This is a genomic window from Actinoplanes sp. NPDC051851, from assembly GCF_040681165.1.
Taxonomy (GTDB): Bacteria; Actinomycetota; Actinomycetes; order Mycobacteriales; family Micromonosporaceae; genus Actinoplanes.
In genome coordinates, this window is sequence record NZ_JBFAYF010000045.1 from 1 (window position 1) to 25,841 (window position 25,841).

A 25,841-nucleotide genomic window follows, 5' to 3' on the forward strand; every position below is an offset into this window, starting at 1 on the left:
CTCGAGAAGCACCCAAACGCCGAACCCAACACCTGATAACGATCTCCACCATCAATGAATCCAGATCAACTTACACAGACAACTTGACAAGCTCTTCCGTGAGACGTTCGCTCGAAAGATCACGCGATGGCCGCGTTCTATGCCGGACAGCATGTCCGACGATCACGCCAACCGCGTTACACCACTATCAGGGACTCCACCCGGACACAACAACCGGCCAGGAAGAACGCGGTCGAGCCTCACGCTCGCTCCCTCGAGTAGAGGTGTTCCGGTGGCCGCCGATACCCCGCAACGTGGCATCGCACAGGCCATGCGGACTCATCCCGCGAGGATGATTTTCACATCCGTGGAGTTACCCTGATTCGAAATGCCACACTCGTGGACTTTTGGGGTGCCGTCACTCAGGGACGGTCATCGCGGCGAGGTGTTCGCGGTGCCGACCGCGCATGATCAGCCAAGTGATCCAGCCGGCGCCGATGATGAAGCCGAAGCTGATGATCCGGTAGAGCACGACCGCGGCGATCGCGGTAGGCGTGTCGACGCCACCGGTGACCAGGCCGAGGATGAGCGCGCTGTCGATGATGCCGAGCCCGCCCGGGACGATGGTGATGGTGCCGGCGGCCATGCCGGCACAGAAGGCGAGCAGCACTTGGGTGGAGTTGATTGGTGCGTCGGTGACCGCGCGCAGGCACATCCACAGGCAGACGGCGTCCAGGGCCAGTTCAGGATCGCGAAGATGGCTGCCGCAGCGCCGCGCCCGGCGGTCAGCCGGGCAGTGCCGAGCTGCCCGATGAACCCCTGCACCTGGTCGAGCCCTTGGTCGGCCGGTCGGCGGCGGAGCCGGTTGAGACGACCCAGTACGGCCTGGACCGCGGGTTCCAGCATCTGCGGACGCCGGGTCACCCGTTGCACGCCGAACATGATCCCGGCGGTGGCGACGGTGAGGCCGGCCAGGCCGGGCCAGTTGGGCTCGCCGTCGGAGGCCAGCGCGCCGGCCGCGGTGACCAGGGCGAGGGCGGTGGTCGACAGGATGCCGGACAGGGCGATGACCCAGGAGGCGACGGCGGGGGTGGCGCCGAAGCGGCGCATCTGCTGGTAGTTGAACTGGGTGGAGAACGCCGGCCCGCCGGGCAGGGTCTCGTTGAGCGAGTGCGCGGCGTAGGCGAGCCCGACGTTGCGGTGGATCGGCACCCGCAGGCCAGCTGAGGCGAGCAGGAACTGCTGCATCCGGGCGTAGGCGCCCATCGCGATCACTTCGGCGGCGCCCGCGGCGGTGAGCCAGCCCGCGTGCGGAGCCCGCAACTGCGACAGCGCCTCGGACAGCGACGGCCAACCCACGACGAGTTCGATGGCGAACAACACGATGATCGCGATGACAGCGCCGCGCCGGATCCAGGCACGCCCTCGACTTCGGCCGGCGGCGGGCGGTCTGTCGACCTTCTCGGCGGGGCGACTGGTCACGGTCATGCTTCCTGTTTCGGTACGCCGGAGGGGAGGCTGACGATTTCCGGCGCGAACACGCCGGTCAGGTCGCCGGTGAGGTAGTGCTGAACGGTGGGGCCGACGGCGGCGACGATGTGCGCGCGTGGGGTCGAGGCGATCGGCTCGGCCTTGAGGACGTACCGGGTGACCGCGAGGCCCACGACGTGTGACATCACCAGCCCGGCCCGGGTGGGCGCCTCCTGCTCGTCGAGGTTCAGCCCGGCGATCACCTTGCGCAGGGCCTGGGTGAGGATGAGGTCGCGCAGCAGGCGGGCCGTGGTCTCGTTGGTCATGCTGGAGCGCAGCAGGCCGAGCGCGGCGGCACCGGCCGGGGATTCCCACAGGTCGAGGACGATCGCGACGATCCGGGCACCGAACTCCCCGGCCGGTGCGGTGACGACGGTGGATATCAGGTTCTCCGGGTCGATCGGGACGTTCATGGCGGCGAGGAACAGTTTGTCCTTGGTACCGAAGTAGTGGTGCACCAGCGCCGGGTCGACCCCGGCACTGGTGGCGATCATGCGGATGGAGGCCGCGTCGTAGCCCTTGTCGGCGAAGGCCTCCCGGGCGGCAGCGAGGATCGACTCACGGGTGTCGGGTGTGCCGGGGCGGCGCCCGCTACGTCGTACCACGATGGGTTTCCCTCCGCTGGTCAGGTGACGGGTTCTCAGATGACGTCGCGGCGGCGGAAGCCGGCGAAGCCGACGACGGTGAACAGGACGGCGACGGCGCCGACCCCGCCCAGGCCGGACCAGTCGACGGCGGTGGCGGTCACGTTCGGCACGTGCCAGAGCGGGCTGATCCCGAGGATCCAGTCCCAGAGCTTGAACAGCGGTCCGAGCAGGGTAAGCACGAAGGTGAGCACCACGCCGAGCCAGCCGACCAGCCGGACCGCCGGGCGGGCGCCGACCGCGGCCAGTGCGAGCGCGACGATCGTCCACACCGCGGGGATGGTCGCGACGGCTTGCCGGATGACGTCGCCGGCGGAGACGCCCGGCTCGGCGGAGGCGGCGATCAGGCCGATCACCGTGCCGGCGATCAGCAGCGCGACCGCCGGTGCGGCGAAGGCGATCAGCGCGTTGCTGGCCAGGTACTTCGCCCGGCTGATCGCGCCGGCCAGGACAGGTTCGACCCGGCAGTCGACCTCCTCGGCGTAGATCCGCATGACGATCTGCACGCCGAAGACGGCGGCGATGATGCCGACCAGTTGCAGGATGGTGACCAGGAAGCCGAAGAGGAGCCCGGCCTCGGTGGTGGCACCGGCCGCGATCAGCCCGCCCATGGCCGGGTTGGCGGCGAAGACGTCACCGACCGAGGTGGCCAGGAACCCGAAGACCGCACCGAGCCCGGCGAACGCCACCAGCCAGGAGATCAGCGAACCCCGGTTGACCCGCAGCGCCAGGCCCCACACCGAGGCGACCAGCCCGGCGCGCGCCGGTCCCCGCCGGGGCGCGATCATGCCGAGTCCGAAGTCGCGACGGCCGTGCAGGACGAGCGCCGCCGCGGCCAGCACGATCGCCAGGCCCAGCGCCAGGAGCAGTGGCCAGCCGTTGTTCCCGGAAGCCGGCCGGACCTCCTCCAGCCAGCCCAGCGGGGTCAGCCACACCGTCCAGGCGGTGGCCTCGCTGGCGTCGAGGTAGCCGCGGACGACGAACGCGATGCCCAGGGTGGCGACCGCGATGCTGTTCGCGGCCCGCGCGTCCGAGCCGAGCTGCGCGGCGATCCCGGCCACGCCGGTGAACATCAGCCCGGAGGCGGTGAACGTGGCCGACAGCGCGAGGGAGTTCAGGGCCCCACCGCCGAAGGCCGTGGTGACCAGCCAGGAGAAGACGCCGAGGACGACCGAGGCGAGGGCCGCCATGATCATGGCGACGGCCAGGCGGGTCTGGCGGCCCAGCACGCCGGAGGCGAGGAGTTCGGCCTGGCCGGAGTCCTCGTCGGCGCGACTGTTGCGGACCACGATGAAGATCGCCATCAGGGCGGCGAAGAACGTGCCGAGGGCGCCGGCCCGCCAGGCGTTGAACCCGTCGGCGGTCATCAGGTCGCGGGCCGGGCCGAAGATCAGGCTCAGCGCGGGGTTCGCTCCGAGGGTCGCTTGCAGCTCCCTTCTTTCCGGTACGCCGGGAAACACCCACCCGTAGGCGAGCACCGACGACGCCGAGAGTGCCGTGATCAGCACGATCCACGGGCCGATGTTGCGGGCGTCCTGCTTGAGGGCGGCGCGCAGCAGCGGCGGCGCGCCGGTCAGGGTCTGGTTCATGCCGCCGCACCCTTGGCCCAGCGCGCCGCCTCGACGTCACTGTCGGTGCCGTACTGCCGCAGGAACAGCTCCTCCAGTGACGGCGGGGCGACCGTCAGGGAGGCGAGCGGGTAACGGCTGAGCTCGGCCATCGCGGCGCTGAGCTGCTCGGCGTCGACGGTGCCGGTGAACCGGCCGTCGCGTAATTGCGCGTCGTGGATGAAGCGCAGGCCGTCGAGGCCTGCCGGAGTCTCGGTGAAGGCGGCGTGGATGGTGGTGCGGGTGCGCGAGCGTAGCTGGTCGAGGGTGCCGGTCTCGACGATCTTCCCGGCGCGGATGATGCTGATCCGGTCGGCGAGGGCCTCGGCCTCGCTCAGGATGTGGCTGGAGAGCAGCACGCTGCGGCCCCTGGCCTTCTCCTTGGCGATCTCCTCCTGGAAGATCGCCTCCATCAGCGGGTCCAGTCCCGAGGTCGGCTCGTCCAGGATCAGCAGGTCGACATCGGAGGCCAGTGCGGCGACCAGAGCGACCTTCTGCCGGTTGCCCTTGGAGTACTGCCGGCCGCGCTTGGTCGGGTCCAGCTCGAACCGCTCGATCAGCTCCTCGCGGCGGGCCTCGTCCAGGCCGCCGCGCAGCTTGCCGAGCAGATCGATCGCCTCACCACCGGTCATGCCCGGCCACAACGTCACGTCGCCGGGCACGTAGGCCAGCCTGCGGTGCAGTGTCACCACGTCGCGCCACGGGTCACCGCCCAGCACCCGGACCTGTCCGGCATTGGCCTTCAGAAGACCGAGCAGTACCCGGATCGTCGTCGACTTACCCGCGCCGTTGGGACCTAGGAAGCCGTGCACCTCACCCTGCTCGACGTGCAGGTCGAGGCCGTCCAGTGCCCGGAAGGCGCCGAACGACTTGACCAGGCCTTCCACTTCGATGACCGCACTCATGCCATGCCCTTCCCGAGCATCCGATAAATTCCACAGTCGAAGAGTTACCATTCGACGATAAATTCCACGAGCGTTGAAGTCAACATGCGATGAGTTAAGCTACCGGCTTGCTACTGTCCTGAACCGTGGAACCGGAAAACCGCCGAACCCCTGGCCGACCCACCGGTGGCGGCGACAGTGGCACCCGCCAGGCGATCCTGGACGCCGCTCGCGAACAATTCGCCGCCAAGGGCTACGACGGGGCGTCACTGCGCGTCATCGCCGCGGCCGCCGGCGTCGACACCGGCCTGATCCGGCACTTCTACGGCAGCAAGGACGACCTGTTCGACGCCGCCCTGGAGATCCCGCAGGAGTTCACCCAGCGCGTCGCACGGGCCGTCACCGGAGACCCGGACAACTTCGGCGAACGCCTCGTCGACACCTACCTGACCCTGTGGGAGGATCCGGCCAGTTCAGCGGCCCTGCTCGCGATCGTCCGCTCCGCCATCGTCTCCGATCGCGCCGCCGACCGCCTGCAGGCCGTGCTCAACGCCCGCTTCCTCGCCGAACTGGCCCCACACCTCGGCGGAAAAGGCGGCCATGCCCGCGCCGCCCTCGCTGGCGCACACCTGCTCGGCATCGCCATCGCCCGATACGTCGTACGGGCCGGCCCCATCGCCGATCTCGACCGTGGCACCCTCGTCGCCTGGTGCGCCCCCGCCGTTCAGCGATACCTCACCGCCCCGCTGGGCTGAGCCCGCGCCGCCACCCGGTGGTCGCCCATCTCGTGTTGACTTCCACAAGCGTGGAATTTACTCTCTCGATAATTCCACGATCATGGAATTGTGGGCGCCGGAGCAGGAGCCGGTGCCGGACCGAGGTAGGAGACGACCACGATGGGAAACCGAGACGGCAGGACACCCGTCCTCGGCCGGGTGCCGGGGATGACGAAGTACGCCAATCCACTGCTGATGTCGCTCGCCCGCAGGCTCCCGCCGCTCGTCGTGCTGCATCACCGGGGACGTCGCAGCGGCCGGGAATTCAACTCACCGGTACAGGCCTACCGGACACAGAACGGGACTTTCCTGGTCGGCCTGGCGTACCACCGCGACGCCAACTGGGCGCTGAACATGCTCGCTGCCGGCGGCGGCTCCATGACCCGGGCCGGCGCGCGGTACGCCTTGAGCCGCCCACGCAGACGCAGCGCCGAGGCACGCGCGGACCTCCCACGCCCTGTGGCAGCGCTGATGCGTTCACTGAAGATCGATGACTTCATCGAGTTCGACGCCACGCCCGCGTCGTAACCAATCGAAGGGGAATCGCCATGTGGGACTGGTTCGAACACTACTGGAGCTCGGTCGGCCTCGGCGCCGCCGCGGTCCTACTCGCCCTGCTGTTCTTCACCGACCTTTTCCGCCAGAACCTCGCCGTCTCACGATGGCGCGACCCGGTCTGGCTCGCCTGGACTATGCCGGCGGCCTACATGCTGCACAACTTCGAGGAATACGGCATCGACGCCCGAGGGCACGCCTTCGCCTTCCCGGCAAGCGCGTGCGACACCTTCGGATTCGACGGCGTCAGCGGATGCCCGTTCACCCCCGCCTTCTTCGTCTCCGTCAACATCCCATTCATCTGGATCGTCATGGTCGCGGCAGCCGTCCTGGCCCGCCGCCATCACGCGATCGGCCTCGCCGGAGCCGGCCTGCTCCTGACCAACGCGCTCAGTCACATCACCGGGCTCGCCACACCGATGGGCTACTCCCCGGGCACCCTGACCGCCGGCATCATCTTCATCCCCCTCGCCGCCTGGACCCTCGCGACCTGCTTCGGCCCCGGCAAGCCCAGCTACCCGACGCTGGCCGCCAACCTGCTCGCCTCCGTCCTCGCCCAACTGGTCCTGCTCGGCATGCTCGCCGGCCTCCGCAACGGCGCCCTCTCCGAAGCCGCCGCGATCACCATCCAAACCTTCGACCCGCTGCTGCTGCTCGTGATCCCGTGGCTCGCCGACCGGACCTGGCCGTCACAGCCCGCCCCAGCACACGAAGCCCCGGCGCAATCCGCAGCCACGGCGAACGGCTGACACCGAACGACGACGGAAGTGCGGGGCGCTACACCTATCTCGATAGGAACAGGTCTTCGAGCGTCGCCCGCGAGCGCGCCGGCAGCGTCAATCGGCGGCGAAGTCCGATCTGGTGGCCGCAGCGCGGTCCAAGATGGAGATTCCCTCGTTGTGGGTCGCGGGATCGGTCAACAGGATGTGCCCGTGTGCGGTGTCGAGCCGGACCTGTTGCAGCGGCGACGGGGTGGTGGAACTGGACCGGGCCAGGTCGATGTGGCGCAGGGCGTCGTCGAGGCGTCCTGCCCCGCGATGCGCGAGAGCGATCTTCTGCTCGGCGACCGACCAGTCCTCGGGCTCGGTGAGCTCGTCGAACCGACGCCCGGCGGCGTTCATCCTCTACGCCGCGATCCGCGCGGCCGGACACCACGTCGACCCCGGCCTGTGGCCCGCAGCCGTGACCAAGGCCGACTGCTCGCAGTGCCAGGCCGGATGCTCCGCACGTTTTCGCACGTCACGCATCAAGGCGTGACCACTGTTACAGCGCGCGTTCGGTGGACGATCGGGTCTGTGCGCGGGAACGGCCGTACGCGGAAAGGGTGTGGAAAGCGGCCTTTGGGGTCCAGGAGCCGTCGGGCAGGACGCGGACGATGCCGCGGGCGGCCAGGTCGTAGTCGTGGTTCGGGTCGTCGGTGGTCGGGAGGTGGCGGTTGGCGAATGTGTAGACGAACGCGGCCTCCACGCCGCCGGACTCGTAGTCGCGCAGTAGGTCGATGAGGTAGCGGGACTGGCCCTCCTCGTCGCGCTCCAGTGCTGCGGTGAGCTTTGCGGGGCGGCCCTGCTCGTCGTATGTCACCGGCTCCGGCTGGCCGGCGACGTCGGGGGCGCCGTGGAAGGTGCAGCAGCCGAATTCGGTTGCTGCATATGGCTTGCCCTGGGCCACCGCCGCGGCCAGGGTTTGCGGGAACGTTGCCGCGTTGGTGGCGTCGCGGTAGCCGGCGTCGCTGGCGATGATGTCGAACGGCGTCCAGTCGACGGCTTCCAGGGGGATCGAGGCGTAGCCGACGGGGCCGCCGAAACGCTGGCGCACGGCGGGCAGCGCCTCGGCGAGGAAGTCGGCCACCGCGGCCTGTGCGGCCGGGATCGCCGCCCGCATCCGGGCCGGGTCGGTGAGCAGCGCCATGCGTTCGGGCAGGTCGCGGCCGGGCAGGAAGCCGTCGGTGAACATGGCGATCTCGGAGCCGGTGAGGTAGACGACCGAGGCGCCGGTGCGGCGCAGGCGTTCGGCCCGCTCGGCGCCGTCGAGCAGGAACGCCATGAGTTCGTCGCGGTCGAGGCCGTTGGTGAAGGGGCAGTACCAGACCTCGAGCCCGGCCTCGGCGGCGAATCGCGCGGTCAGTTCGAGGCGGTCCTGGATGCCGCCGGTGATGCGTACCGCGTCGCAGTGCAGTTCGTCGCGGATGACGTGCAGGTCGCGCCGGACGGTCTCGGGGTCGAAGGGCTCGTGGGTGGTCGAGCCGGCGCTCACGAAGCCGGTGTCGTAGTTCATGCCGAAGACGCGCATCGGAGTCCCCTCGCTCGATAAGGTACGTCGCGTACCCTATAAGGTACGCCCAGTACCCTGCAAGGCATGAGCACGAGGCGCCGGGGTGCGGAACTGGAACAGGCGATCCTGCACGCGGCGGCGGAGGAGTTACGGGAGTCCGGGTACGCGGGGATGACCATGGACCGGGTCGCCGCCCGGGCCGGGACCAACAAGAACGCCATCTACCGCCGGTGGCCGCATCGGGCGGCGCTGGGCATCGCGGCGTACCGGCACCTGTCCGACGCCGCGATGCCCCATCCGGACACCGGCACCCTGCGGGGCGACGCGCTGGAGATGCTGCGGCGGGCGAACGAGACGTGGTCCTCGCCGTACGGGGCGATCCTGCGCGGCCTCCTCGCCGCCGCGGCGGACGACCCGGAGCTGCTCACCCTCATGCGTGAGGGTTCCGGCGCGGACACCATGGACCGTGCCTGGATGGCGATGCTCGATCGGGCCGCGGCCCGGGGCGAGGCGCCGGCCGCCGCCGCGCATCATCGGGTCGCGACCACTCCGATGATGCTGCTGCGGGCCGAGTACGCGACGCGTGGCATCCCCTCGGTCCCCGACGAGGTGCTGGTCGAGATCGTGGACGAGGTGTTCCTGCCACTCGTGCGCGGGCGTGGTGCGGTTACCGCTGGAGTCGCAGGGTCTCGCCGAAGCCCAGGCGGTGGACGAAGGCCTCCCGGGTGAGGTCGGCGAAGGCCATCACGTGGTCGACGCCGGCCTCGGTGAAGTCGACGACGGTACGGAACGGCTTCTCGCCGCGGGGCAGGGCCAGGACCCGGGCGATCTCGTCGGCGACGCCCTGCGGATCCGGGTCGATGCCGGGACGGACCAGGCTCGCGGTGGCCTCCTCGTTGCGGGCGACCAGCGGGTCGAGCGCGGCGTAGGCGGCGGTGACCGCGGTGTCCGTGGCGCGGCTGGCGTTCGGGAAGTGCGCGGTGCCCCGGGTGATCGCGCCCGGCATCACGATGGTCGTCTCGATCCCGAACTGGGACGCCTCGTAGGAGGTGACCACGGCCAGGGCGTCGAACGCGGCCTTGGAGGCGACGTACGGGCCGAGGAACGGGGGAGTGGTGACGATGATCGTGCTGCCGACGTAGAGCAGCGTGCCGGAGCGCTGTTCCCGCAGGTAGGGCAGGGCCGCGCGGTTGACCCGGTGGGCGCCGACCGCGTTGACGTCGATCAGGTGGGTCAGGTCGTCGTCGGTGAACGCCTCGACGTAGCCGACGTAGAGGTGCCCGGCGTTGTTGACGACCACGTCGAGGCGGCCGGCCCGGTCGACGACCGAGCGGACCGCGGCGTTCGCCGACTCCTGCGAGGTGACGTCGAGCTCCACCACGTGCAGGTTCTCGACGCCGGCGAACTCGGCGGCGGTGGCGGCGCCGTCCGGGCTGGTGAGCGAGCGCATGCTCGCGTACACCTGGTGGCCCTGCCGGGCCAGGGTGAGCGCGGTCAGGCGGCCGATGCCGGTGCTGGAGCCGGTGATCAGGACGACGGACATCAGGCGGCGCCGCCGTTCGCGTACAGCACCTGGCCGTTGACCCAGCGGCCCGGGCCGGCCAGGAACGCGGTGACCTCGGCGATGTCCTGCGGGGTGCCGAGGCGCTCCATCGGGTTCAGCGAGGCGATGTGGTCGATGACCGCTTGCGGCTTGCCCTCGAAGAAGAGCGGGGTGGCGGTCGGGCCGGGGGCCACGACGTTGACGGTGACGTCCTTGCCGCGCATCTCGCGGGCCAGGATCAGGGTGAGCGACTCGACGGCGCCCTTCGACATGGCGTACGCCCCGTAGGTGGGCATCTGCAGCCGGGTGATCGAGGTGGAGAAGTTGATGATCGCGCCGCCGGGGCGCACGGTGCGGGCGGCGAGGCGGCTGACCACGAAGGTGCCGCGTACGTTGGTCCGCTGGATCCGGTCGAACGTGTCCAGGTCCATCTCGGCGACCGGCGCCAGCGGCATGATGCCGGCGGTGTTGACCACCACGTCGATGCCGCCGAACGTCTCCGTGGCGTGCTGGAACAGCCGGGCCATGGCGTCCTCGTCGGCCACGTCGCCGCCGAGGACGGTGGCCGTGCCGCCGCCGGCGACGATCCCGGCCGCGGTCTCCTCGGCCGTGGCCGGGTTGCCGGCGTAGTGCACCAGCACGGACATGCCGTCGGCGGCCAGGCGCTCGGCCACGGCCTTGCCGATGCCGCCGGACGCGCCGGTGACGATGGCCGAGCGGGGAGCGGTGTTGCTCACGGTGACTCCTGGGAAGAGTTGTGGACTGCCTGTCCATAAAAAGCTAGCAAGAAAAGGACAGGCTGTCCATGTAGGGCCCGGCTTGAATAAAGACGAACCGTCCATTAAAATCGCGGCCATGGACGAGCCGACGGAACGGGTCCGCCGGGGCCGTGGCCGCCGCCCGGCGGCGGAGGTGCGTGCGGGCGTGCTGGAGGCGGCCGGGCGCCTGCTGTTCAGCGAGGGCATCAAGGCGGTCACCTTCGACCGGGTCGCCGCCGCGGCGGGATCCAGCAAGATGACCCTCTACAAATGGTGGCCCTCGACCGGCGCGCTGGCCGCCGAGGCGTACTTCGCCCGCAGCCGGCACGCGCTCGAGTTCCCGGACACCGGCGACATCCGGGCCGACCTCACGCGGCAGCTGACCGCTTTCGTCCGGCTGCTCACCGAGGAGGGCGGCGGCCCGGTGATCGCCGAACTGATCGGCGCGGCACAGACCGACCCCGACCTGGCGGCCGCCTACTCCCGCGAATACTCCCTACCCCGCCGGGCGCTCGCCGTCGAGGCGTTCGAGCGCGCCCGCGCCCGCGGCCAACTGCGCGGCGACGTGGACCTCGGCATGCTGGTCGACCAGCTCTGGGGCGCCTGCTACCACCGCCTGCTCATCCCGGACGCGCCCTTGGACACCGCCTTCGCCGCGGCCCTGGTGGCCAACGCCCTGGACGGCGCGGCGGCGTGAGCCTCCGTCAGGGTGCGACGGTGAGCGGTTCGCCGGGGCTGATGACCGTGACCGGCACGGTAGGGGCCAGGCGGGCCGCCGCGTCGACGAAGCGGGCGGGGTCCTTGTCGCTCTTGAGGATGAAGCGGTCGCCGATCGGGCCGCCGGTGAATGCGTAGTGCTGCGGGACCGCCAGTTTCGGGCGTAGCGCGGCGGTAAGTTCGGCGGCCTCCTCGGCGTTCATGACGACCTGCTTGTTGCCGGCCATCCGGATGCGCAGGCCGTTGATGGGCAGCAGCGCGACGTCGATCGGCCCGTACCGTTCGGTCAGTGTCAGTAGTTCGGGGACCAGCAGCGTGTCCCCGGCGAAGTAGGCGCTGCGGCCGCCGCCGGTGATGACGTAGGTGACCTCGTGCACGCCGTGCTGCCCGGGTGCGGCGTTGATGGTCAGGTCGCCGACCCGGGCGCTCTGCCAGGCTTCCAGGGCGCGCACGTTGGTGAAGCCCGCCTTGCGGGCCTTTTCGACGACCGGCCCGGCGACCAGGAGGGGAACGTTCTTCCGGCTCTTCGGCGACAAACAGGAGGTCGTCTTCGCCCGGCAACAGGAACTGCTCGACACGATCGCGGCCGCTGCGCGGCACAACGGCGCCGCCGCGACATCCCTGGCCGACGCCGTCGAGCAGCTGCGCCCGGTCGTACTGGAACTGCTCACCGTGGCCGTGTCCGACCCGCAGGGATACACCCGCCATTTCCGGCTCGTCGAGCAGCACCCGGAGCTGATCGACCGCGACGCGGTCAAGACCCAGCAGATCGCCCGGAAGCTGGGTGAGCTCCTCGTCCACCGTGGATCCGACGAGGCCACGGCCATGCTGGCCGGGCAGGTCGCGATCGCCTGTTACCTGGCCGCGAAGTCACCCGACGATGATCCCGGTACCCTGATCGAGCGCGCCAGCGCCTCGTTCGCGCGAGTCCTCACGCTCGGCATCGGCTGATTCCGGGGCGGGCGTCGCCACCGCCCCGGAATCGCCGCACCTCAGTGGTCGGCGTCGCAGTTATCGATCACCGCCACACCGTGGCCCCATACAGCGGCTCAGCCTTCTCGAGCACGCCTCAGCGGTACCGGAAGAGGATCCGGCCCCGGGTGAGGTCGTACGGGCTCAGCTCCACCAGCACCCGGTCGAACGGAAGGATCTTGATGTAGTGCTTACGGATCTTTCCGCTGATGTGGGCCAGCACCGTGTGGCCGTTCTGCAACTCCACCTTGAACATGGCGTTGCGCATGCACTCCACAACGGTGCCTTCGAGCTCGATGCCATTCGACGTCCGTGGCATGGTCAGCGCCTCCTGTCGTTGTCGATCACCGGAGGACCAGTTCGAGGTTGCATCCGGTGCGCCGGGCGCCGACGCCCTCGAACAGTACCGTTGCGGCCGTATTGGCTTCGGACACCTCGGCCGAGGCCGTGTGCTTGCCCACGCTGTACAACGCGCCGAGCGTGTGGGCCAGCAGCGCCCGCCCGATCCCACGCCGCTGGGAACCGGCCCGGACGGCGATCAACCCGATCCGCGGCAGCCGGGTGACCATCGCCATTCGCAGCAGGCCCACGTACCGGCCGGACTCCTCGGCCACGGCGTACTTCGCCGGATCCGGGGTGGGCGGCGCCAGGATCTCGGCCGGCATGTCCTGCCAACCGGGCCCGGCCGCCACCTCGGCACGGATCGCGGCGTCCAGCTCCCGCAACGGCTCCACGCGTGCGCTGCCGAAGGCCTTGATCGTCACTCCGGACGGCGGCAGGCTCGTGCCGAGCCCGGTGACCTGCGGATCGGTGGGCACCGCGTACTCCCACTCCCGGCGCCGGGTGCGGAAACCGCTGCGCCGCCACTGTGCGGTCAGATCGGTCTCGGACTCCTCGACGACGGTGTGCAGCGGCCTCGGCAGGGCGGCCAGCATCGCCTCGGCCAGCCGCGCGAAGGCGGTATCGTTCCAGGCGTCGACGCTGACGAACATCCGCCCGTCCGGCCGGCGCGACGCGGCCGCGCGGCCGACCACGAGGTCGTCCTCCAGAGCGTGCCACTGCCCGTCCGCGACGCGCGACACCAGCACGTCGCGACTGAATTCCACATGGTTCATGGTGTGCCTCTCAGGATCGCCAGGGGGTGGGGCGCTCCCGGTGACACCTCCGTCAGTGACCGGTCCGTGACGACAGGGTGAGCACCCACATCGCAACAACGTTCACGGGTCTCACCTCCTCCAGCAGTGCCACGGCGAGGCGAAAACTACCAGCCCGCTCGACACGCCGTCCAAGGGTTTCCGCCGGCGCCCCGCGAACCCGCGGCACGGAACGTGGGCGTGCCGGGTGCCGTCAAAGGTCCGTCAATAGCCCATCAAGGCTCCGTTAATCGTCGAGACATTACCTCGGAACAGTCCTCATGATGGAGGAGCCGGGTCGTGGATGACCATTCCCGCCCGGCTTATTCCCGAGGAGGAATGATGTCGTCGCCAGCCACCGGTGAACCCGGTCCCTCCCGTCCGCAAACGCCGCTGAACAGCACCGACGACCGCGACAGCGCGATCGGCGTGGCGCAGCCATCGAAAGGGAGATGGCTTTCCCGGAACGGGGAGACCGTGGAACGCGGAATGGCATTAGCACCCTACGTGGGACAGGGTGCCGGACTATTCGCGAAATGGGCCGATGCGAACAGCGCGGCCGCCGGTCCGGTGTATGGCACCGGAATCGCGCTGGCCGGTGTCCCCGGGCTGAAAGCGGCGGGGGAGGAGCTGAACGTTCTGGCCCGTGGCGGCAGCCCGAGCTACCGGCGTCTGGCCGCCGGGGTGGCGGAGGCCGCGTTCGCCGGCTCCTACGGCTGGTACAACGCGATGGGACAGAACCCGGCGGCGGGCGGCTTCAGCGCGGTGGTGCACGGTGCGGCCGCCTACTACCGCAGCGGCCTGCCGCAGGGCCGGATGCCGGAGAACGGCCGGGGCCCGATCCTGCCCCTGCACCACACGCCCACCCCGCCGGTACGGGCCTCCGCCGCGGCGAGCCTGACCTCGCAGCGGCCGTCGGTCAGCGCGCCGCCGCCGGTCGCCCGCCGGGAGGCGCCCCGCCCGGCGACCCCGACCTCTGCGCCCACCCCGGGCCTCACCCGCTGACCGCGCCGCCCGGCGCCTCGACCTGCCCGCTGGTGCTTCGGCGCGTGTCGGGGGTGGGCCGGTCTGGGGACGCCGCCGTCCGGTAGGCGCCGGGAGTCTGGCCGGTGGTCCGGGCGAAGGTGTCGACGAAGGCGCTCGTCGTGGCCCATCCGCAGCGGTGCCCGGCCTCGGTCACCGTGGCGCCGCGAGCCAGTTCGATCATCGCGTGGAAGACGCGGGTGTCGGTGCGCCACTGCGGGTACGTCCTGCCGTACTCGTCGCGGAACAGGCGGGCCAGGGTGCGTTCGCTGGTTCCGGTGCGCCGGGACAGCCAGGTCATGGTGCGCGGCACGGCCAGGTCCTCCTCGACGAGGCGGCAGGCGTGGCTCAACCGAGGGTCGCGTGCCGCCGGCAGCATCACCGGTTCGACGTCCGCGCGGCGCACCCGGTCGCGGATCACCGCGCGCAGGCGCCGTCCCTCGGCGGTGGGCAGTCCGGGCTCGGTGGAGGCCATCAACAGCTCCCGCAGCAGGGCGGAGACCGCGATGACGATGGGTGTACGGCCGTCCAGCAGCGGTTCCCCGGCGGGGAAGGCGAGCGTGTGGACGGTGCTCCGCCCGTACACCCGGTGGTGGTGCCAGGTTCCGGCCGGGATCCACAGGGCGCGGTCGGGTCCGGCCGCCCAGGCGGCCTCGTCGGTGCGGGCGGCGAGGACGCCGCTGCTGACGTACAGCAACTGATGGTCGTCGTGGTGGTGTCGTGCGATGGTCTCGCCGGCGAGATGGCTGTGGCGAGTTTGCGACATAAGATGGCAGCCTATCGGAAGTCAGACGCGCCGCGAGCCGCGATCGTGGTGGAGTGAGCGTCGACCTTCGCCCCCTGGCGATCCCCGCCTTCCGGCGGCTCTTCCTCGGTCAGTGCGCCGGCGTGCTCGGCATGGCGGTCACCGTGGTCGCCGTCCCGGTTCAGCTGTACGCCCTGACCCACTCCTCGCTGGTGGTGGGCCTCAACGGGCTGGCGAGCGTGCTGCCCGTCGTCGTGCTGGGCCTGTACGGCGGCGCGGTCGCGGACGCCGTCGACCGGCGCCGGGCGTACCTGATGTCGTCGCTGACCGCCTGGGCCATGACGCTGACGCTGCTCGCCCTGAGCGTGGTCGGCGCCGGTTCACCGGCGCTGATCCTCGCCGCCGTGGCCGTCCAGACCGGCTCGTTCGCCTTCTCCGCCTCGGCCCGGGGCGCGATGCTGCCGTCCCTGGTGCCCACCGGCCAGGTGCCCGCCGCCAACGCCCTGTCCTATCTCGTCTCCAGCGCCGGCCAGGTGGTGGGCCCACTGCTCGCCGGTGTCGCGCTCGCGGCCCCGCACGGTTTCGTGATCGCCTACGGCACCGATGCACTGCTGTTCACCGCGGTCCTGTTCGCGGCGTGGCGCCTGCCGCCGATGCCACCCGGGGAACGCGCCGGGCGGCCCGGGTTGCGCTCGGTCGCCGAGGGTCTGCGTTTTCTGCGGGGGCGGCCGGTTCTGCTGATGTCGTTCGCCGTGGACCTGGCGGTCATGACCCTCGCCATGCCCGAGGCGCTGTTCCCGCAGGCCGCCGTGACCCGTTTTCACGGCGGGGCCGGGCCGCTCTACGCGGCGATCTCGTTCGGCGCGGTGCTGGGCGGCCTGTTCACCGGCTGGCTGGGGGCGGTCCGCCGGCAGGGCGTGGCGCTGACCGCGGCCGTGGTCGTCATGGCGCTGGCGATCGCCGCCGCCGGAGTCATGCACCAGCTGTGGGCGGCGGTGGCCCTGCTCGTGCTCGCCGGGTCGGCCGATCTGGTCAGCGCGGTGTACCGGCAGACGATCCTGCAGACGGCGGTGCCGGAACAGTTCCGTGGCCGGCTGCAGGGCGTGTTCACGGTGGTGGTCAACGGCGGTCCCCGGCTCGGTGACCTGCGCGCCGAGCGATGGCCGGCGTCACCGGCCTGACCATCGCCTGGTCGTGGACCGCCCTGGCCTGCGCGGCCCTGGTCCTGCTGGTCGCGGTCACGGTACGCCCGTTCTGGCGTTACGACACGGCGGCCGAGCACCACAGCCACCCGGCGCGCGTGTAGCGCGGGCCCGGACCACGGCCGCCGGGCCCGTTCGGCTCCGACGGGATCACCGGCCGTACCGGGGAGTGGCATGATCGCGCCCATGACGCCTCTCTCGTACGCCGCCCTGGGCAGCTCGTTCGCGTCCGGTCCGGGCATCGAACCACTGGTCGACGTGGCGGCGATGCGGTCGGCGGGCAACTATCCGCACCTGCTGGCGCGGGCGCTGGGCGCCACCCTGACCGACCTGACGATCTCGGGCGCCACGACCGCGACCATCCTGGACGAGCGGCAGGTGACGATGTGGGGCGCCGAGTTCCCGCCACAGCTGGCCGGCCTGCCCACCTCCGCGGACCTGGTCACCGTCACCGCGGGCGGCAACGACCTGCGTTACATGGGCGCGCTGCTCTTCACCGCCTGGACCCGGGCCCAGCCGGGCGGCCAGATCGCGACGATGCTGGCCGCCGACTTCCCGGACGGCCTGCCGGTGCCGTCCGCGGCCGACGTCGAGCGGACGGCATCCGGCCTGGCCGAGATCGTCGCCCGGGTCCGGGAGCGGGCACCCCGCGCCCGGGTCCTGCTCGTCGACTACCTGACGATCCTCGGCCCGGACACGGCCGCCCCGTTCGAGCCGGCCGAGGTCGCCCTGTTCCGCGAGATCCAGGCGGCCCTCGAAACGGCGTACGAGAAAGCCGCGGCCTCCTCCGGCGCCGAGCTGATCGCCGCCTCCCGGATCAGCCGCTCCCACGCCCTCGGCGCCGCGCGGCCCTGGATCGCCCCGTTCTCCACCGCCCCGGCCGACACGATGGGTTCGTTCCACCCGAACGCCGCCGGCATGGCCGCGGTCGCCGACCTCATCGTCGCCCACCTGGCGTAACGCCTGGCCCCGCCCGGATCTTGCTCGAAGCCCTCCACACTGCCGGCTGTGCAAACGCGGGCATCGAGGAGGTTGGCGTGCTCCGCCGCCGATTAGGTCCTGGATGCCGGTAAGGAGGCGGTTCGTCTTCGTGGCGGACCGCGTTTTTGATCTACGTGCGGGCATAGTCCGGGCAAACTCGGCGGCACAGGGCAGCACGAGGCGGTGCCTACGCGTCGGATGGCCTACCTGACTAGGAGTAACCGTCAGTAGGTCTCATCTGAGTCGGCGGGCGGTGTCGAGCCGATCAAGTTCACCGTCGATGTCGATGGAGTGAGCGCCGAAGGGGTGCACATTCGTGTGGTGAGTGGCCCAGATGCGCGCGAGGATCTCGTCGTCGGCGCGGCCGGTTCGGCGCCGAGGTCATCGACAAGTCGGCCGGTCTCGTTGCCGAGCAAGTCTTGGCCGACTATCACGGCGTCGACGCGCTGGCGAGCCTGTTCAGCAGCACCAACGACGACGTCCCTCTGGCGACAATCCGTTCCTGCGGAAAGGCGGTCACTCTGGCCCAGCCCCGGACGCCGAGGCGGGAGCGGCCACCGCGCTGAACCCGGGTTTGCCAGTTCGGATGAACTCGCCTCCCGTGGTACGGGACGGGAGTAGCCGGGGAACGGCCGGATGTTCGGGAGGCGGATCGCTGGTGTCGGAGGCCGGGTGGCCGATTGGTGTGTTGCGAATGGGCAGCCTGGTGGGGGTAGGCGTGGAACAAGACACGGTTCAACGGTGGGTCCGGCCGGCGGTGCTCTATATGTTCACTGGCCTGTTGCTGGCTGCGGCGATTGTCGGAGCGCTGAGTGACAGCGGTAGTGCGGCGTCCTGGTACGGCAATCTCGCCCAGCTGATGATGGACGGCGTCGGGACCGCCTGCGCCGTGGCAGTCGGTGCGCGTCGCGGCTTGAGCCGGCGAGTCCGCCGCGCCTGGGGGTTCATTGCGGCTGCTCTTGGGCTGCTGACGCTGGGGGCGGCCAACCATGTACTGATCGCTGGCCAGGTCGTGGCTCCGGATATGCAGATGCCGTTCTTCGGTGAGACCGTACGGCTCGCGTTCGTCGCGATGATGTTGACGGGGCTGTTGTTACTTCCGCGTCCTTCCGGCGGCCTTTCGAAGCATAAGACCACCCTTGACGTCTGCATCGTTGTCATCGCTGGCGGCATGCTGATGTGGCACTACGTCACGGGACCGGCGATTACCGCGAACCTCGCGAACGGTAAGGTCACCTTCTACTTCGGCTCTGGTCAGCCCAGCGGAGTCGTACCGGTTGCCCCGGCCATCATCTTCCCGATCTGCTACGCGGTGTTGCTCTTCGGTGTCGCGCTGGTGATGTTGAACGGCGTTGACCCATCGGTGCGCCGGCCAGTTCGTCTGCTCGCGAACGCGTTGCTGTTGCAGTTGTCCGGTAACGTCGGTGTCGGCTACCTGATCTCCCGGCCCGGTTCTGACCATGACACCAGTACGGCGGTCGCCGTCATCATGGTTGCTCACTTCCTTTTCACCGCGGCTGCCTTCGAGCAGACCAGAGCCGTCCCGGTCGATGTCCGGCCTGGTCGGCCGAAGGGTGCGGTGTCCGTGATGCCGTATGCGGGGGTGGTGGTCGGTCTCCTGCTGTTGCTCGACAGCACCCTTCGCGATGGTGCCCTTCACGAACGGCTGGGCGTGGTGCTGGGCGCTATGGCGCTGACGGTGCTGGTCTTGCTTCGCCAGGTCACGGTGCTGCGCGAGAATCACCAGCTGGCGGTTACCGACGCGTTGACCGGATTGGCCAATCGTGCTCACCTGAACGAAGCGCTTTCGCGCGCTCTGGCACGTTCCGCGCGCAACAACAAATCCGTCGGCCTGCTACTTGCGGACCTGAATGGTTTCAAGCAGGTCAACGATGCCCTCGGCCATGCCGCGGGCGACCGGATGTTGGTGGAGTTCGCCGGCATGTTGCGCCGCTCGGTGCTGGGCCGCGACTTCGCCGCCCGGCTCGGCAGCGACGAGCTCGTCATCGCCCGGCTTGGCGGCGACGAGTTCGTCGTTGTACTGCATGACATCGACGACCTCGACGGCGCCGAGGTCGTGGTCCGTCGTCTTCACGCGGAGATGGAGCGGCCCATCATGATCCGCGACACACCGGTGCAGGTACGCTGTGCCGTCGGTGTCGCGCTTGCCGGCCCCGGCGACGATGACGCCGACGCCCTGCTGCAGCGCGCCGACGAGGCTATGTACCAGAACAAGCACCAGCTCAAAGCTGCTGTTTCCCGGCAAGCGCGGGAGGCCGACCTGCAGGGGTGTCCGCCGTACGAGTTCGACAGACTGCTGGCCTTGCCCTCTGATCAGGGTGATCTCGTGTGGCCTACTGCCGTAGTAGTAGGTCGGTCTACGACTGGTGGAGGACGTGACGAGTGATCACCGAGCCTACGGTGAGTTCGTGCGTTCGGTGTTGCTGAACTGGTCGGTTGCGATCGCCGTCGGCGTGCTGAGCGTCGTCGGCGCCTTGCATGGAATGGGACACGGCCGTATCCCGCTCGCCGTCGACCTCGTTTCGGCGGTGGGCGTCACGATCGCGATCGGCCTCAGCACGTTTGCCCCGCTGCCGGTACTCGCCGTCGTGGTCCTGACTGCCGTTGTCTACGAGGCGATCGGGTGGAGCACTCCCGCGCTGATCGCCGCGATGGTCGCCGCGTTGTATCGGCTGGCCCTGCACTCCCGTCGCCGGGTCTCCTGGGCGGCGGCGCTGGCCTCTGGTGGTGCCTGGTGGGCGGCGTCGGCCTTCGAACAGTCGTCGCAGTTGTGGACGCTGGCTGCTCTCAGTTCGTTTGCGTGGACCGGCCTCGCGGTGGCCTACGGTGACGCGGTCCGTAATCGCCGTGCCTACCTCGCCGAGGTCGAAGAGCGGGTCCGCCGCGTCGAGGTCGGCCGAGAACAGGAGGTCCGGCAACGGGTCGCCGAGGAGCGGTTGCGGATCGCCCGGGAGTTGCATGACGTGGTGGCTCACCATATGGCTGTCATCACTGTGCAGTCCGGCGCCGCGGCGTACGCGTTGTCGCGGCAGCCCTCTGCCGCCGAGCCGGCGCTGCATCACATCCGGCAGGCATCCCAGGTCGTACTGAAGGAGCTGGCGGCAATCGTCGGGCTGCTGCGGGAGCCAGGAGCCGGCAAATCACCCGCCCATCCGCAGCCGGGGCTGGACACGTTGCCGCAGCTGCTGGCGGGTTTCGCCGCAACCGGAGCGAAGATCGACTTCGAGTATTCCGGAGAGGTCCGTGACCTGTCGGCCAGCGGCAGCCTGGCGGCGTACCGAATCATCCAGGAAGCACTGACGAATGCCCGCAAACACGGCGATGGCGACACCATCCACGTACGTTTGCGGTACGAACGTGACTGTCTCCAGCTCGAGATCATCAACGGCGTGCCGGAGACGGCCTCGACCCGAGACGGGGGGTTCGGGCTGATCGGTATGCGCGAGCGTGCCGCAGCCGCGGATGGCAGCGCGCAGATCGGTCGCACTCAGGATGGCCGGTTCTCCGTACACGTCACCCTTCCGGCACCTCGATGACACGAAACCAAAGAATGGGCCGAGGATGTTCGGCGCAGCTACTACGCCAGTAGTAGTAGCGATGACTACTACGGTCAGATGCCGCGAGCCGGACTCATGGCAACTCTTGACGAATTCCACCGTCGAGAGGACTTCTTGTGAAGCGCAGATCTGTGCTTGCTGTTACGGCTGCCGGCGTGGTGTCCGCCGTCGCGGGCTGCTCCGGTGACGACGACAAGCCGTCCGCGGACTCGTCGCCCGGTGCCACGACGGCGTCCCTGGAGTTCGACAAGAACGCGTTCACCGAGAAGACCGCAACGGTCCCGACCTCGGCCGGCGACCGTGAGATCACGTACAAGCTGTGGAGCAAGCTTCCGTACGTGTCCAAGCCGGTGGACGTGAACTATCAGAGCCTGAGCATCGCCGTTCCCACCAAGATCGACGGCAAGGAGATCGACGCGAGCAAGGCGCCGATCCTGTTCGAGATCCCGGTCGGTGGTTACCTCTCCTCCGAGGCCACCGACGACCCGCTCGCCGCACGGATGCCGGTCGGCGGTGGTATGGGCGGCCCAGGTGGCGGTGCCGGAGCCAACGGTGGTCCTCAGGCCGGCGCGAGCGGGGCTCCCGGCGGTGGGATGCCGCAGGCCGGTGCCAGCGGGGCGGCGGGCGGCGGTTTCCCCGGTGGCGGGGCCAGCGGTGCGCCGGGCGGTGGGATGCCGCAGGCCGGTGCCAGCGGGGCGGCGGGTGTCGGGCAGAACGGGGTGGCGACCGGTGTCGGGTCGCTGGGGCAGAACGTCTACGAGGCGATCGCCAACGGCTGGGTCGTCGTCACGGTCGCCGCTCGCGGCCGGGACAACAAGAGCACGGACGGCACCTTCTTCGGCAAGGCCCCGGCGGTGATCGTCGACCTCAAGGCCGCAGTCCGATACCTGCGGCACAACAAGGCTGACCTGCCGGGCGACACCGACAAGATGGTCTCCGACGGCAGCAGCGCCGGCGGTGGCGTCTCCGCCCTGCTCGGTGCCTCCGCCGACAGCGACCTCTACGAGAAGTACCTGACCGAACTCGGCGCCGCCGACGCCAGCGACGCCATCTTCGGGGTCGCCGCCTACTGCCCGATCACCGACCTGGACAACGCCGACACCGCGTACGAGTTCCTGTACGGATCCCTGGCCGCCAACGGCCAGCAGGTCGATCAGACCGTTTCCAAGGACCTGTCCGAGGCGTTCCCCGCCTATCAGGACGGGCTCGGGCTCAAGGGCTTGGACGACCGGACGCTGACCGCGGCCCGCTACAAGGACTACCTGCTCACCCAGTACCTGCAGCCGTCGGCCGGAACCTACCTGGCGAACCTCTCCAGCACTGACCGCACCGCCTACCTGGCGACCAACACGTGGATCAAGTACTCCGGTGGCAAGGCCCGGTTCAGCTTCGCCGACTACCTGACCCACCTGGGCCGGCGCAAGAAGACCGAACCCGCCTTCGACGCCTTCGACCTGTCCGCCGGTGAGAACATCGAATTCGGCACCGAGACCACTGACGCGCGCCACTTCACCGCCTACAGCGCGAAGAAGGACTCCAGCGGCACCGGCACGACCGTGGGCGACGACATCGCCGACCTGCTCACGCTGATGAACCCGATGTACTTCATCAAACAGAAGAACGAGGGCCGGGCCAAGAACTGGTTCATCCGGCTCGGCACCAGCGACACCGACACCGCCCTGACCGTCTCGGCCAACCTCGCCGCCGGCTTCCACACCCTCGGCGACACCGTCGACCACTTGATGTACTGGGACGCCGGCCACGGTGCCAACGAGGACCCCGACAAGTTCATCGCCTGGGCCAACAAGATCACCGGCCACACTGCGCCCTAACGATCTTTTGGTCGGGACTGTACAAAGAACGGCTCTGGCGCAGAAACGGTGGTCGAGATGATCTGCCTATGCGAGCAGGATTCGCTGGCGTAGGAGGTCGAAGTCGGCTCGGGTCGACAGCTCGCGGTGCCGGATCTGGGGCAATGCGGTCTCGGGCGCTGGCCTGGAGAGCATGGGATTCGCGTTCGGTGATCAAGTTGGATCACCGAACCGTCGTCGTAGTCCTACCTCGCCGCCGTGGTCGCCATCGGCGGCGAGGTAGAACCATCCGAAAGAGAAATGCCAGGGCTCATCGTGCGGTGTGTTGCCGGGATCAGAGGTACGCCGCCAGCTCGGCCTCGAATCGGTCTGCCGTGAGCAGCCGCCGGACGGTGGTCAAGAAGCGTCCGGCCGCTGCTCCGTCGATGAGCCGGTGGTCGTAGGTGAGCGGTAGCGAGCAGACCGACCGGGCGACGATCTGCTCGCCGTCGGGGCCGGATAGCACCCTGGGGCGCCGGACGATCGCCCCGGTGCCGAGGATGGCCACCTCCGGATAGTTGAGGATGGGTGTCTCGGTCAACGAGCCGGCGCCACCGATGTTGGAGATCGTGATGGTGCTGCCCGACAACTCGTCCGGGCTCGACCGGCCGCTGCGGGCTCGCTCCGCCAGGTCGGCGATGGCCCTGGCCAGTTGCGGCACCGTCTTGTCACCCGTGTCGCGGATCACCGGGACCAGAAGGCCGGCGGGAGTATCCACGGCCACGCCCAGATGCACTGTGGGGTGGTAGATGACCTCCTTCTCGTTCTCGTCGAGCGACGCGTTGAACTCCGGGTGCTCGGTGCACGCCTCGCTCACAGCACGGCAGAAGAACGGCAGGAAGGTCAGGCTGATGCCCTCCTTCTCCCGGAACGTGCTCTTGGCCCGTTCGCGGAGGGCCACCAAGTCGCTCACGTCGGCCTCGTGGACCGCGGTGAGCTGCGCGGTTGCCCCCAGTGACTCGCGCATCCGCCGGGCGATGATCCGGCGGATACGCGACAGAGGCTTCCGGTGGCCGGCCAGCGGCGGTGCGCTCATGCCTGCTCGATCTCAGCGACGAGGGTGCCCACCTCGCATGTCTCGCGTTCCTGCACCTTGATGCGCAGGACACCGTCGGCGGGTGCCTCGATCTCGTTGTCCGCCTTGTCGGTGCCGAGGACGTAGATCGGATCCCCCGTGGAGACGGTGGCGCCGTCGGCTACCAGCCACTCCACCAACTCCCCCTCCTGCATCGTCACACCGAGCTGTGGGATTCTTACCTCGACTGCCATACCTCTCCTTAAGTGCTTGTCGTGTCGTCCTCGGTGCCGCGAGGATTCAGCCGTCGGTCTCGAGTGGCTTTTCGGGCAGCGGATAGCGGCTCGTCACGTCGAACAGCAGCGACCCGTCGCCGTTCTGCCGGTAGGCGCGTAACTGGTCGGCGGACCGGCGGACGCCGAGCAGGCGGAACAGCTCCCAGGCGTCGGGCAGGTCGACTTCGGCGGCGACCTGCGGACCGCCGAACAGCGCGGCGACCTCGGGGGTACGCAGCAGTAGCCCGCGCTCGCCGACCAGGTCCAGATACCGGACCCAGGCGACCATGGCCGACAGCGCCTCGGGAAGTCCCGCCTCGTGATCGCGGTAGGCCGGACCCAGGGCGGTACGCAGATCGTGCTCGTGCGAAACCAGGTCGACCACCAGCGGCCCGACCGAGCGTCCGGCGAAGCGGGCCTCGACCGTCGGCAGCACGGACTCGAACTCGTCCGCGATGCCAGCCAGGCTCGTCTGCCGCCGGGCGGACACTTCACGGTCGACGGTCTTCTGCGGATCGTCGCCGAATCCTGTGCCCGAGCTGGTCAACCGCCCGACGCTGGTCACGTGCGCGAGTAGATCGCGTATCGTCCATGCGGGGCAGGCCGGCACCGGCTCCGGCGCCGCGGTCTCTCCCACTTCACGGGCCAGGGTGATGATGCGCCGCGCCGAGTCCAGGTATGCGGTCAGCATGGCGTCGTCGCTCGGCGCGAGGTCGGTCGCGGGGTCCTTGAGATGTTGCGTCATCGTTCTGCTCCTTCGTCGCCCGGCCGGTCAGAACAGCGAGCGCACCGCTTGCTCGATACGGCCGGCATGCGGCAGGAACTCCGCCTCCAGGTTCCGGGCGTAGGGAACCGGTGTGTCGGCTCCACCCACGCGGCGCACAGGCCCGGCGAGTTCACCGAACAGCTCCTCGTGAATGGTGGCCGCCAGCTCGGCGCCATACCCGCTGCGGCGCACCGCCTCATGTACGACGACGGCCCGCTTGGTCCGGCCGACGGCGTTGAGCAGACCCTCGCGGTCCAACGGCACGAGCGAGCGCAGATCGATGACCTCCGCGTCGATGCCGTCCGCGGACAGTTTGTCGGCCACAGCCACGCACTCGTGAACCTGGCGTCCCCAGCTGATCAGCGAGACGTCCGAGCCTTCCCGGGCGGTGCGCAGCTTGCCGAGCGGGACACGGTAGTCGCCGGGCGGCACATGCCCCTTCTGCGAGTAATAGAGCATGAACATCTCCACGAAGACCACCGGATCGTCGTCGAAGATCGAGGACAGCAGCAGCCCTTTGGCATCCGCCGCGGTGGAGGGCACCACGACCTTCAGGCCCGCCGTGTGCGTCAGCGGTGCTTCGAGCATGTCGGAGTGCTGCGCGCCGAATCCGCCGCCGGCGCCGGTGGTCGTGCGGACCACGAGGGGCACCTTCGTCTGCCCGCCCGACATGTAGCGGATCTTGGCTGCGTGGTTGATGAGCTGGTCGGCCGCGACGGAGATGAAGTTCATCAGCATGATCTCGGCGACCGGCCGCATGCCGGCGATGGCCGCGCCGACCGCAGCTCCCATGATCGCCTGCTCGGAGATCGGGGTCGGCCGGACCCGGTCGAGCCCGAACTTCGTCGACAGGCCCTTATGTACCTTGAAACCGCCGCCGGCCGGGTCCTGGATGTCCTCGCCGAGCTCGAAGACGGTGTCGTCCATCGACATGGCGACGTCCAGCGCGTCGTTGATGGCCTGGACCATGCCGAGGACGCGTTCCGGGGAGTCCTGCGCGGCCGGGGCGGCTTGCGCCTGAGTAGTCATGACGGCGT

30 protein-coding genes are annotated in these 25,841 nt (G+C 69.5%); 14 read left to right on the forward strand and 16 right to left on the reverse strand.

Translation table 11 applies throughout. The features are described from left to right. Positions 1 to 397: 397 nt before the first annotated feature. On the reverse strand, positions 398 to 694 hold the full coding sequence (locus AB0M08_RS33280; RefSeq protein WP_364502035.1) for a lysylphosphatidylglycerol synthase domain-containing protein: 297 nt from the start codon (positions 692 to 694) through the stop codon (positions 398 to 400). A gap of 237 nt (positions 695 to 931) precedes the next feature. Between AB0M08_RS33280 and AB0M08_RS33285 the strand changes: the two genes are divergently transcribed. Continuing rightward, complete coding sequence (locus AB0M08_RS33285; RefSeq protein WP_364502038.1) at positions 932 to 1,099, forward strand: hypothetical protein; 168 nt, start codon at positions 932 to 934, stop codon at positions 1,097 to 1,099. Between the two features lie 364 nt (positions 1,100 to 1,463). On the opposite strand, the gene AB0M08_RS33290 is transcribed toward AB0M08_RS33285, so the two are convergent. Genes AB0M08_RS33290 through AB0M08_RS33300 form a run of 3 tightly spaced genes read right to left on the reverse strand, consistent with a single transcriptional unit; the run spans position 1,464 to position 4,665 of the window. Next, the gene (locus AB0M08_RS33290) at positions 1,464 to 2,114 is read right to left on the reverse strand and encodes a TetR family transcriptional regulator (protein ID WP_364502040.1); all 651 of its coding nucleotides are present in this window, start codon (positions 2,112 to 2,114) and stop codon (positions 1,464 to 1,466) included. A 35-nt stretch (positions 2,115 to 2,149) separates the two neighbouring features. Further along, positions 2,150 to 3,742: a multidrug ABC transporter permease gene (locus AB0M08_RS33295; protein ID WP_364502043.1), complete on the reverse strand. Its 1,593-nt coding sequence runs from the start codon at positions 3,740 to 3,742 to the stop codon at positions 2,150 to 2,152. Then, positions 3,739 to 4,665: an ABC transporter ATP-binding protein gene (locus AB0M08_RS33300; RefSeq protein ID WP_364502046.1), complete on the reverse strand. Its 927-nt coding sequence runs from the start codon at positions 4,663 to 4,665 to the stop codon at positions 3,739 to 3,741. The genes AB0M08_RS33295 and AB0M08_RS33300 overlap by 4 nt, the downstream gene beginning before the upstream one ends. Positions 4,666 to 4,790: 125 nt before the next feature. Between AB0M08_RS33300 and AB0M08_RS33305 the strand changes: the two genes are divergently transcribed. The 3 genes from AB0M08_RS33305 to AB0M08_RS33315 all read left to right on the forward strand — a co-directional run bounded on the left by AB0M08_RS33305 (position 4,791) and on the right by AB0M08_RS33315 (position 6,724). Continuing rightward, on the forward strand, positions 4,791 to 5,399 hold the full coding sequence (locus AB0M08_RS33305) for a TetR family transcriptional regulator (RefSeq protein WP_364502049.1): 609 nt from the start codon (positions 4,791 to 4,793) through the stop codon (positions 5,397 to 5,399). A gap of 189 nt (positions 5,400 to 5,588) precedes the next feature. Continuing rightward, positions 5,589 to 5,948 (forward strand): hypothetical protein, encoded by a 360-nt coding sequence (locus AB0M08_RS33310; protein ID WP_364502052.1) that lies wholly within the window; start codon positions 5,589 to 5,591, stop codon positions 5,946 to 5,948. 20 nt (positions 5,949 to 5,968) lie between these two features. Then, positions 5,969 to 6,724, forward strand: a complete 756-nt coding sequence (locus AB0M08_RS33315) for an HXXEE domain-containing protein (RefSeq protein ID WP_364502055.1) — start codon at positions 5,969 to 5,971, stop codon at positions 6,722 to 6,724. Between the two features lie 87 nt (positions 6,725 to 6,811). On the opposite strand, the gene AB0M08_RS33320 is transcribed toward AB0M08_RS33315, so the two are convergent. Next, positions 6,812 to 7,096 carry a hypothetical protein gene (locus AB0M08_RS33320; RefSeq protein ID WP_364502057.1) on the reverse strand — a complete coding sequence of 95 codons (285 nt, stop codon included), beginning with the start codon at positions 7,094 to 7,096 and terminating at the stop codon, positions 6,812 to 6,814. A gap of 142 nt (positions 7,097 to 7,238) precedes the next feature. Beyond that, complete coding sequence (locus tag AB0M08_RS33325) at positions 7,239 to 8,264, reverse strand: hypothetical protein (protein ID WP_364502060.1); 1,026 nt, start codon at positions 8,262 to 8,264, stop codon at positions 7,239 to 7,241. Positions 8,265 to 8,330: 66 nt separating this feature from the next. On the opposite strand from AB0M08_RS33325, the gene AB0M08_RS33330 reads away from it, so the two are divergent. Then, complete coding sequence (locus AB0M08_RS33330; RefSeq protein ID WP_364502063.1) at positions 8,331 to 8,975, forward strand: TetR/AcrR family transcriptional regulator; 645 nt, start codon at positions 8,331 to 8,333, stop codon at positions 8,973 to 8,975. On the opposite strand, the gene AB0M08_RS33335 is transcribed toward AB0M08_RS33330, so the two are convergent. Next, positions 8,914 to 9,789, reverse strand: coding sequence for an SDR family oxidoreductase (locus tag AB0M08_RS33335; protein WP_364502065.1), 876 nt, complete (start codon positions 9,787 to 9,789; stop codon positions 8,914 to 8,916). The genes AB0M08_RS33330 and AB0M08_RS33335 overlap by 62 nt on opposite strands. Further along, positions 9,789 to 10,526 carry an SDR family oxidoreductase gene (locus tag AB0M08_RS33340; RefSeq protein WP_364502068.1) on the reverse strand — a complete coding sequence of 246 codons (738 nt, stop codon included), beginning with the start codon at positions 10,524 to 10,526 and terminating at the stop codon, positions 9,789 to 9,791. The genes AB0M08_RS33335 and AB0M08_RS33340 overlap by 1 nt, the downstream gene beginning before the upstream one ends. A 118-nt stretch (positions 10,527 to 10,644) precedes the next feature. On the opposite strand from AB0M08_RS33340, the gene AB0M08_RS33345 reads away from it, so the two are divergent. Further along, the gene (locus AB0M08_RS33345) at positions 10,645 to 11,244 is read left to right on the forward strand and encodes a TetR/AcrR family transcriptional regulator (protein WP_364502070.1); all 600 of its coding nucleotides are present in this window, start codon (positions 10,645 to 10,647) and stop codon (positions 11,242 to 11,244) included. Positions 11,245 to 11,251: 7 nt separating this feature from the next. On the opposite strand, the gene AB0M08_RS33350 is transcribed toward AB0M08_RS33345, so the two are convergent. After that, a complete protein-coding gene (locus AB0M08_RS33350; protein ID WP_364502073.1) occupies positions 11,252 to 11,716 on the reverse strand; it encodes an MBL fold metallo-hydrolase in 465 nt (154 codons plus the stop codon). A 16-nt stretch (positions 11,717 to 11,732) separates the two neighbouring features. On the opposite strand from AB0M08_RS33350, the gene AB0M08_RS33355 reads away from it, so the two are divergent. Further along, positions 11,733 to 12,215, forward strand: coding sequence for a TetR/AcrR family transcriptional regulator (locus AB0M08_RS33355; protein WP_364502076.1), 483 nt, complete (start codon positions 11,733 to 11,735; stop codon positions 12,213 to 12,215). Positions 12,216 to 12,333: 118 nt separating this feature from the next. Here the strand turns inward: AB0M08_RS33355 and infA are convergent, their stop codons facing one another. Together infA and AB0M08_RS33365 are read right to left on the reverse strand one after the other, a co-directional pair. Then, the gene (gene infA, locus AB0M08_RS33360; RefSeq protein ID WP_364502078.1) at positions 12,334 to 12,555 is read right to left on the reverse strand and encodes a translation initiation factor IF-1; all 222 of its coding nucleotides are present in this window, start codon (positions 12,553 to 12,555) and stop codon (positions 12,334 to 12,336) included. 25 nt (positions 12,556 to 12,580) lie between these two features. Further along, positions 12,581 to 13,351 (reverse strand): GNAT family N-acetyltransferase, encoded by a 771-nt coding sequence (locus AB0M08_RS33365; protein WP_364502081.1) that lies wholly within the window; start codon positions 13,349 to 13,351, stop codon positions 12,581 to 12,583. A gap of 507 nt (positions 13,352 to 13,858) precedes the next feature. Here AB0M08_RS33365 and AB0M08_RS33370 point away from each other — a divergent pair. Continuing rightward, positions 13,859 to 14,374 (forward strand): hypothetical protein, encoded by a 516-nt coding sequence (locus AB0M08_RS33370; RefSeq protein ID WP_364502083.1) that lies wholly within the window; start codon positions 13,859 to 13,861, stop codon positions 14,372 to 14,374. On the opposite strand, the gene AB0M08_RS33375 is transcribed toward AB0M08_RS33370, so the two are convergent. Beyond that, on the reverse strand, positions 14,364 to 15,158 hold the full coding sequence (locus AB0M08_RS33375) for a helix-turn-helix transcriptional regulator (RefSeq protein ID WP_364502086.1): 795 nt from the start codon (positions 15,156 to 15,158) through the stop codon (positions 14,364 to 14,366). The genes AB0M08_RS33370 and AB0M08_RS33375 overlap by 11 nt on opposite strands. Before the next feature lie 53 nt (positions 15,159 to 15,211). On the opposite strand from AB0M08_RS33375, the gene AB0M08_RS33380 reads away from it, so the two are divergent. The 6 genes from AB0M08_RS33380 to AB0M08_RS33405 all read left to right on the forward strand — a co-directional run bounded on the left by AB0M08_RS33380 (position 15,212) and on the right by AB0M08_RS33405 (position 22,730). Further along, complete coding sequence (locus AB0M08_RS33380; RefSeq protein ID WP_364502089.1) at positions 15,212 to 16,318, forward strand: MFS transporter; 1,107 nt, start codon at positions 15,212 to 15,214, stop codon at positions 16,316 to 16,318. Then, positions 16,297 to 16,443 carry a hypothetical protein gene (locus tag AB0M08_RS33385; RefSeq protein WP_364502091.1) on the forward strand — a complete coding sequence of 49 codons (147 nt, stop codon included), beginning with the start codon at positions 16,297 to 16,299 and terminating at the stop codon, positions 16,441 to 16,443. The genes AB0M08_RS33380 and AB0M08_RS33385 overlap by 22 nt, the downstream gene beginning before the upstream one ends. Positions 16,444 to 16,525: 82 nt before the next feature. Then, the gene (locus tag AB0M08_RS33390; RefSeq protein ID WP_364502094.1) at positions 16,526 to 17,299 is read left to right on the forward strand and encodes an SGNH/GDSL hydrolase family protein; all 774 of its coding nucleotides are present in this window, start codon (positions 16,526 to 16,528) and stop codon (positions 17,297 to 17,299) included. A gap of 715 nt (positions 17,300 to 18,014) precedes the next feature. Continuing rightward, on the forward strand, positions 18,015 to 19,727 hold the full coding sequence (locus AB0M08_RS33395) for a GGDEF domain-containing protein (protein ID WP_364502096.1): 1,713 nt from the start codon (positions 18,015 to 18,017) through the stop codon (positions 19,725 to 19,727). Between the two features lie 22 nt (positions 19,728 to 19,749). After that, positions 19,750 to 20,877, forward strand: a complete 1,128-nt coding sequence (locus AB0M08_RS33400; RefSeq protein ID WP_364502099.1) for a histidine kinase — start codon at positions 19,750 to 19,752, stop codon at positions 20,875 to 20,877. A 176-nt stretch (positions 20,878 to 21,053) separates the two neighbouring features. Beyond that, on the forward strand, positions 21,054 to 22,730 hold the full coding sequence (locus AB0M08_RS33405; protein WP_364502102.1) for a subtype B tannase: 1,677 nt from the start codon (positions 21,054 to 21,056) through the stop codon (positions 22,728 to 22,730). A 313-nt stretch (positions 22,731 to 23,043) separates the two neighbouring features. Here AB0M08_RS33405 and AB0M08_RS33410 read toward each other — a convergent pair whose 3' ends face one another. Genes AB0M08_RS33410 through AB0M08_RS33425 form a run of 4 tightly spaced genes read right to left on the reverse strand, consistent with a single transcriptional unit; the run spans position 23,044 to position 25,833 of the window. Then, on the reverse strand, positions 23,044 to 23,784 hold the full coding sequence (locus tag AB0M08_RS33410) for a 2-oxo acid dehydrogenase subunit E2 (RefSeq protein WP_364502104.1): 741 nt from the start codon (positions 23,782 to 23,784) through the stop codon (positions 23,044 to 23,046). Continuing rightward, positions 23,781 to 24,017: a lipoyl domain-containing protein gene (locus AB0M08_RS33415; protein WP_364502107.1), complete on the reverse strand. Its 237-nt coding sequence runs from the start codon at positions 24,015 to 24,017 to the stop codon at positions 23,781 to 23,783. The genes AB0M08_RS33410 and AB0M08_RS33415 overlap by 4 nt, the downstream gene beginning before the upstream one ends. A gap of 46 nt (positions 24,018 to 24,063) precedes the next feature. Then, positions 24,064 to 24,783: a maleylpyruvate isomerase N-terminal domain-containing protein gene (locus tag AB0M08_RS33420; RefSeq protein ID WP_364502110.1), complete on the reverse strand. Its 720-nt coding sequence runs from the start codon at positions 24,781 to 24,783 to the stop codon at positions 24,064 to 24,066. A gap of 27 nt (positions 24,784 to 24,810) precedes the next feature. Then, positions 24,811 to 25,833 carry an alpha-ketoacid dehydrogenase subunit beta gene (locus AB0M08_RS33425; protein ID WP_364502113.1) on the reverse strand — a complete coding sequence of 341 codons (1,023 nt, stop codon included), beginning with the start codon at positions 25,831 to 25,833 and terminating at the stop codon, positions 24,811 to 24,813. Between the last annotated feature and the right edge of the window lie 8 nt (positions 25,834 to 25,841).

Excerpts from the sequence above, each read along its gene's own strand:
- AB0M08_RS33280 (WP_364502035.1), bottom strand. The coding sequence starts at position 694 with ATGTGCCTGCGCGCGGTCACCGACGCACCAATCAACTCCACCCAAGTG.
- AB0M08_RS33295 (WP_364502043.1), bottom strand. The coding sequence starts at position 3,742 with ATGAACCAGACCCTGACCGGCGCGCCGCCGCTGCTGCGCGCCGCCCTC.
- AB0M08_RS33300 (WP_364502046.1), bottom strand. The coding sequence starts at position 4,665 with ATGAGTGCGGTCATCGAAGTGGAAGGCCTGGTCAAGTCGTTCGGCGCC.
- AB0M08_RS33310 (WP_364502052.1), top strand. The coding sequence starts at position 5,589 with ATGACGAAGTACGCCAATCCACTGCTGATGTCGCTCGCCCGCAGGCTC.
- AB0M08_RS33315 (WP_364502055.1), top strand. The coding sequence starts at position 5,969 with ATGTGGGACTGGTTCGAACACTACTGGAGCTCGGTCGGCCTCGGCGCC.
- AB0M08_RS33320 (WP_364502057.1), bottom strand. The coding sequence starts at position 7,096 with ATGAACGCCGCCGGGCGTCGGTTCGACGAGCTCACCGAGCCCGAGGAC.
- AB0M08_RS33325 (WP_364502060.1), bottom strand. The coding sequence starts at position 8,264 with ATGCGCGTCTTCGGCATGAACTACGACACCGGCTTCGTGAGCGCCGGC.
- AB0M08_RS33330 (WP_364502063.1), top strand. The coding sequence starts at position 8,331 with ATGAGCACGAGGCGCCGGGGTGCGGAACTGGAACAGGCGATCCTGCAC.
- AB0M08_RS33335 (WP_364502065.1), bottom strand. The coding sequence starts at position 9,789 with ATGTCCGTCGTCCTGATCACCGGCTCCAGCACCGGCATCGGCCGCCTG.
- AB0M08_RS33345 (WP_364502070.1), top strand. The coding sequence starts at position 10,645 with ATGGACGAGCCGACGGAACGGGTCCGCCGGGGCCGTGGCCGCCGCCCG.
- infA (WP_364502078.1), bottom strand. The coding sequence starts at position 12,555 with ATGCCACGGACGTCGAATGGCATCGAGCTCGAAGGCACCGTTGTGGAG.
- AB0M08_RS33365 (WP_364502081.1), bottom strand. The coding sequence starts at position 13,351 with ATGAACCATGTGGAATTCAGTCGCGACGTGCTGGTGTCGCGCGTCGCG.
- AB0M08_RS33370 (WP_364502083.1), top strand. The coding sequence starts at position 13,859 with ATGGCATTAGCACCCTACGTGGGACAGGGTGCCGGACTATTCGCGAAA.
- AB0M08_RS33375 (WP_364502086.1), bottom strand. The coding sequence starts at position 15,158 with ATGTCGCAAACTCGCCACAGCCATCTCGCCGGCGAGACCATCGCACGA.
- AB0M08_RS33385 (WP_364502091.1), top strand. The coding sequence starts at position 16,297 with ATGGCCGGCGTCACCGGCCTGACCATCGCCTGGTCGTGGACCGCCCTG.
- AB0M08_RS33390 (WP_364502094.1), top strand. The coding sequence starts at position 16,526 with ATGACGCCTCTCTCGTACGCCGCCCTGGGCAGCTCGTTCGCGTCCGGT.
- AB0M08_RS33395 (WP_364502096.1), top strand. The coding sequence starts at position 18,015 with ATGGGCAGCCTGGTGGGGGTAGGCGTGGAACAAGACACGGTTCAACGG.
- AB0M08_RS33410 (WP_364502104.1), bottom strand. The coding sequence starts at position 23,784 with ATGAGCGCACCGCCGCTGGCCGGCCACCGGAAGCCTCTGTCGCGTATC.
- AB0M08_RS33415 (WP_364502107.1), bottom strand. The coding sequence starts at position 24,017 with ATGGCAGTCGAGGTAAGAATCCCACAGCTCGGTGTGACGATGCAGGAG.
- AB0M08_RS33420 (WP_364502110.1), bottom strand. The coding sequence starts at position 24,783 with ATGACGCAACATCTCAAGGACCCCGCGACCGACCTCGCGCCGAGCGAC.
- AB0M08_RS33425 (WP_364502113.1), bottom strand. The coding sequence starts at position 25,833 with ATGACTACTCAGGCGCAAGCCGCCCCGGCCGCGCAGGACTCCCCGGAA.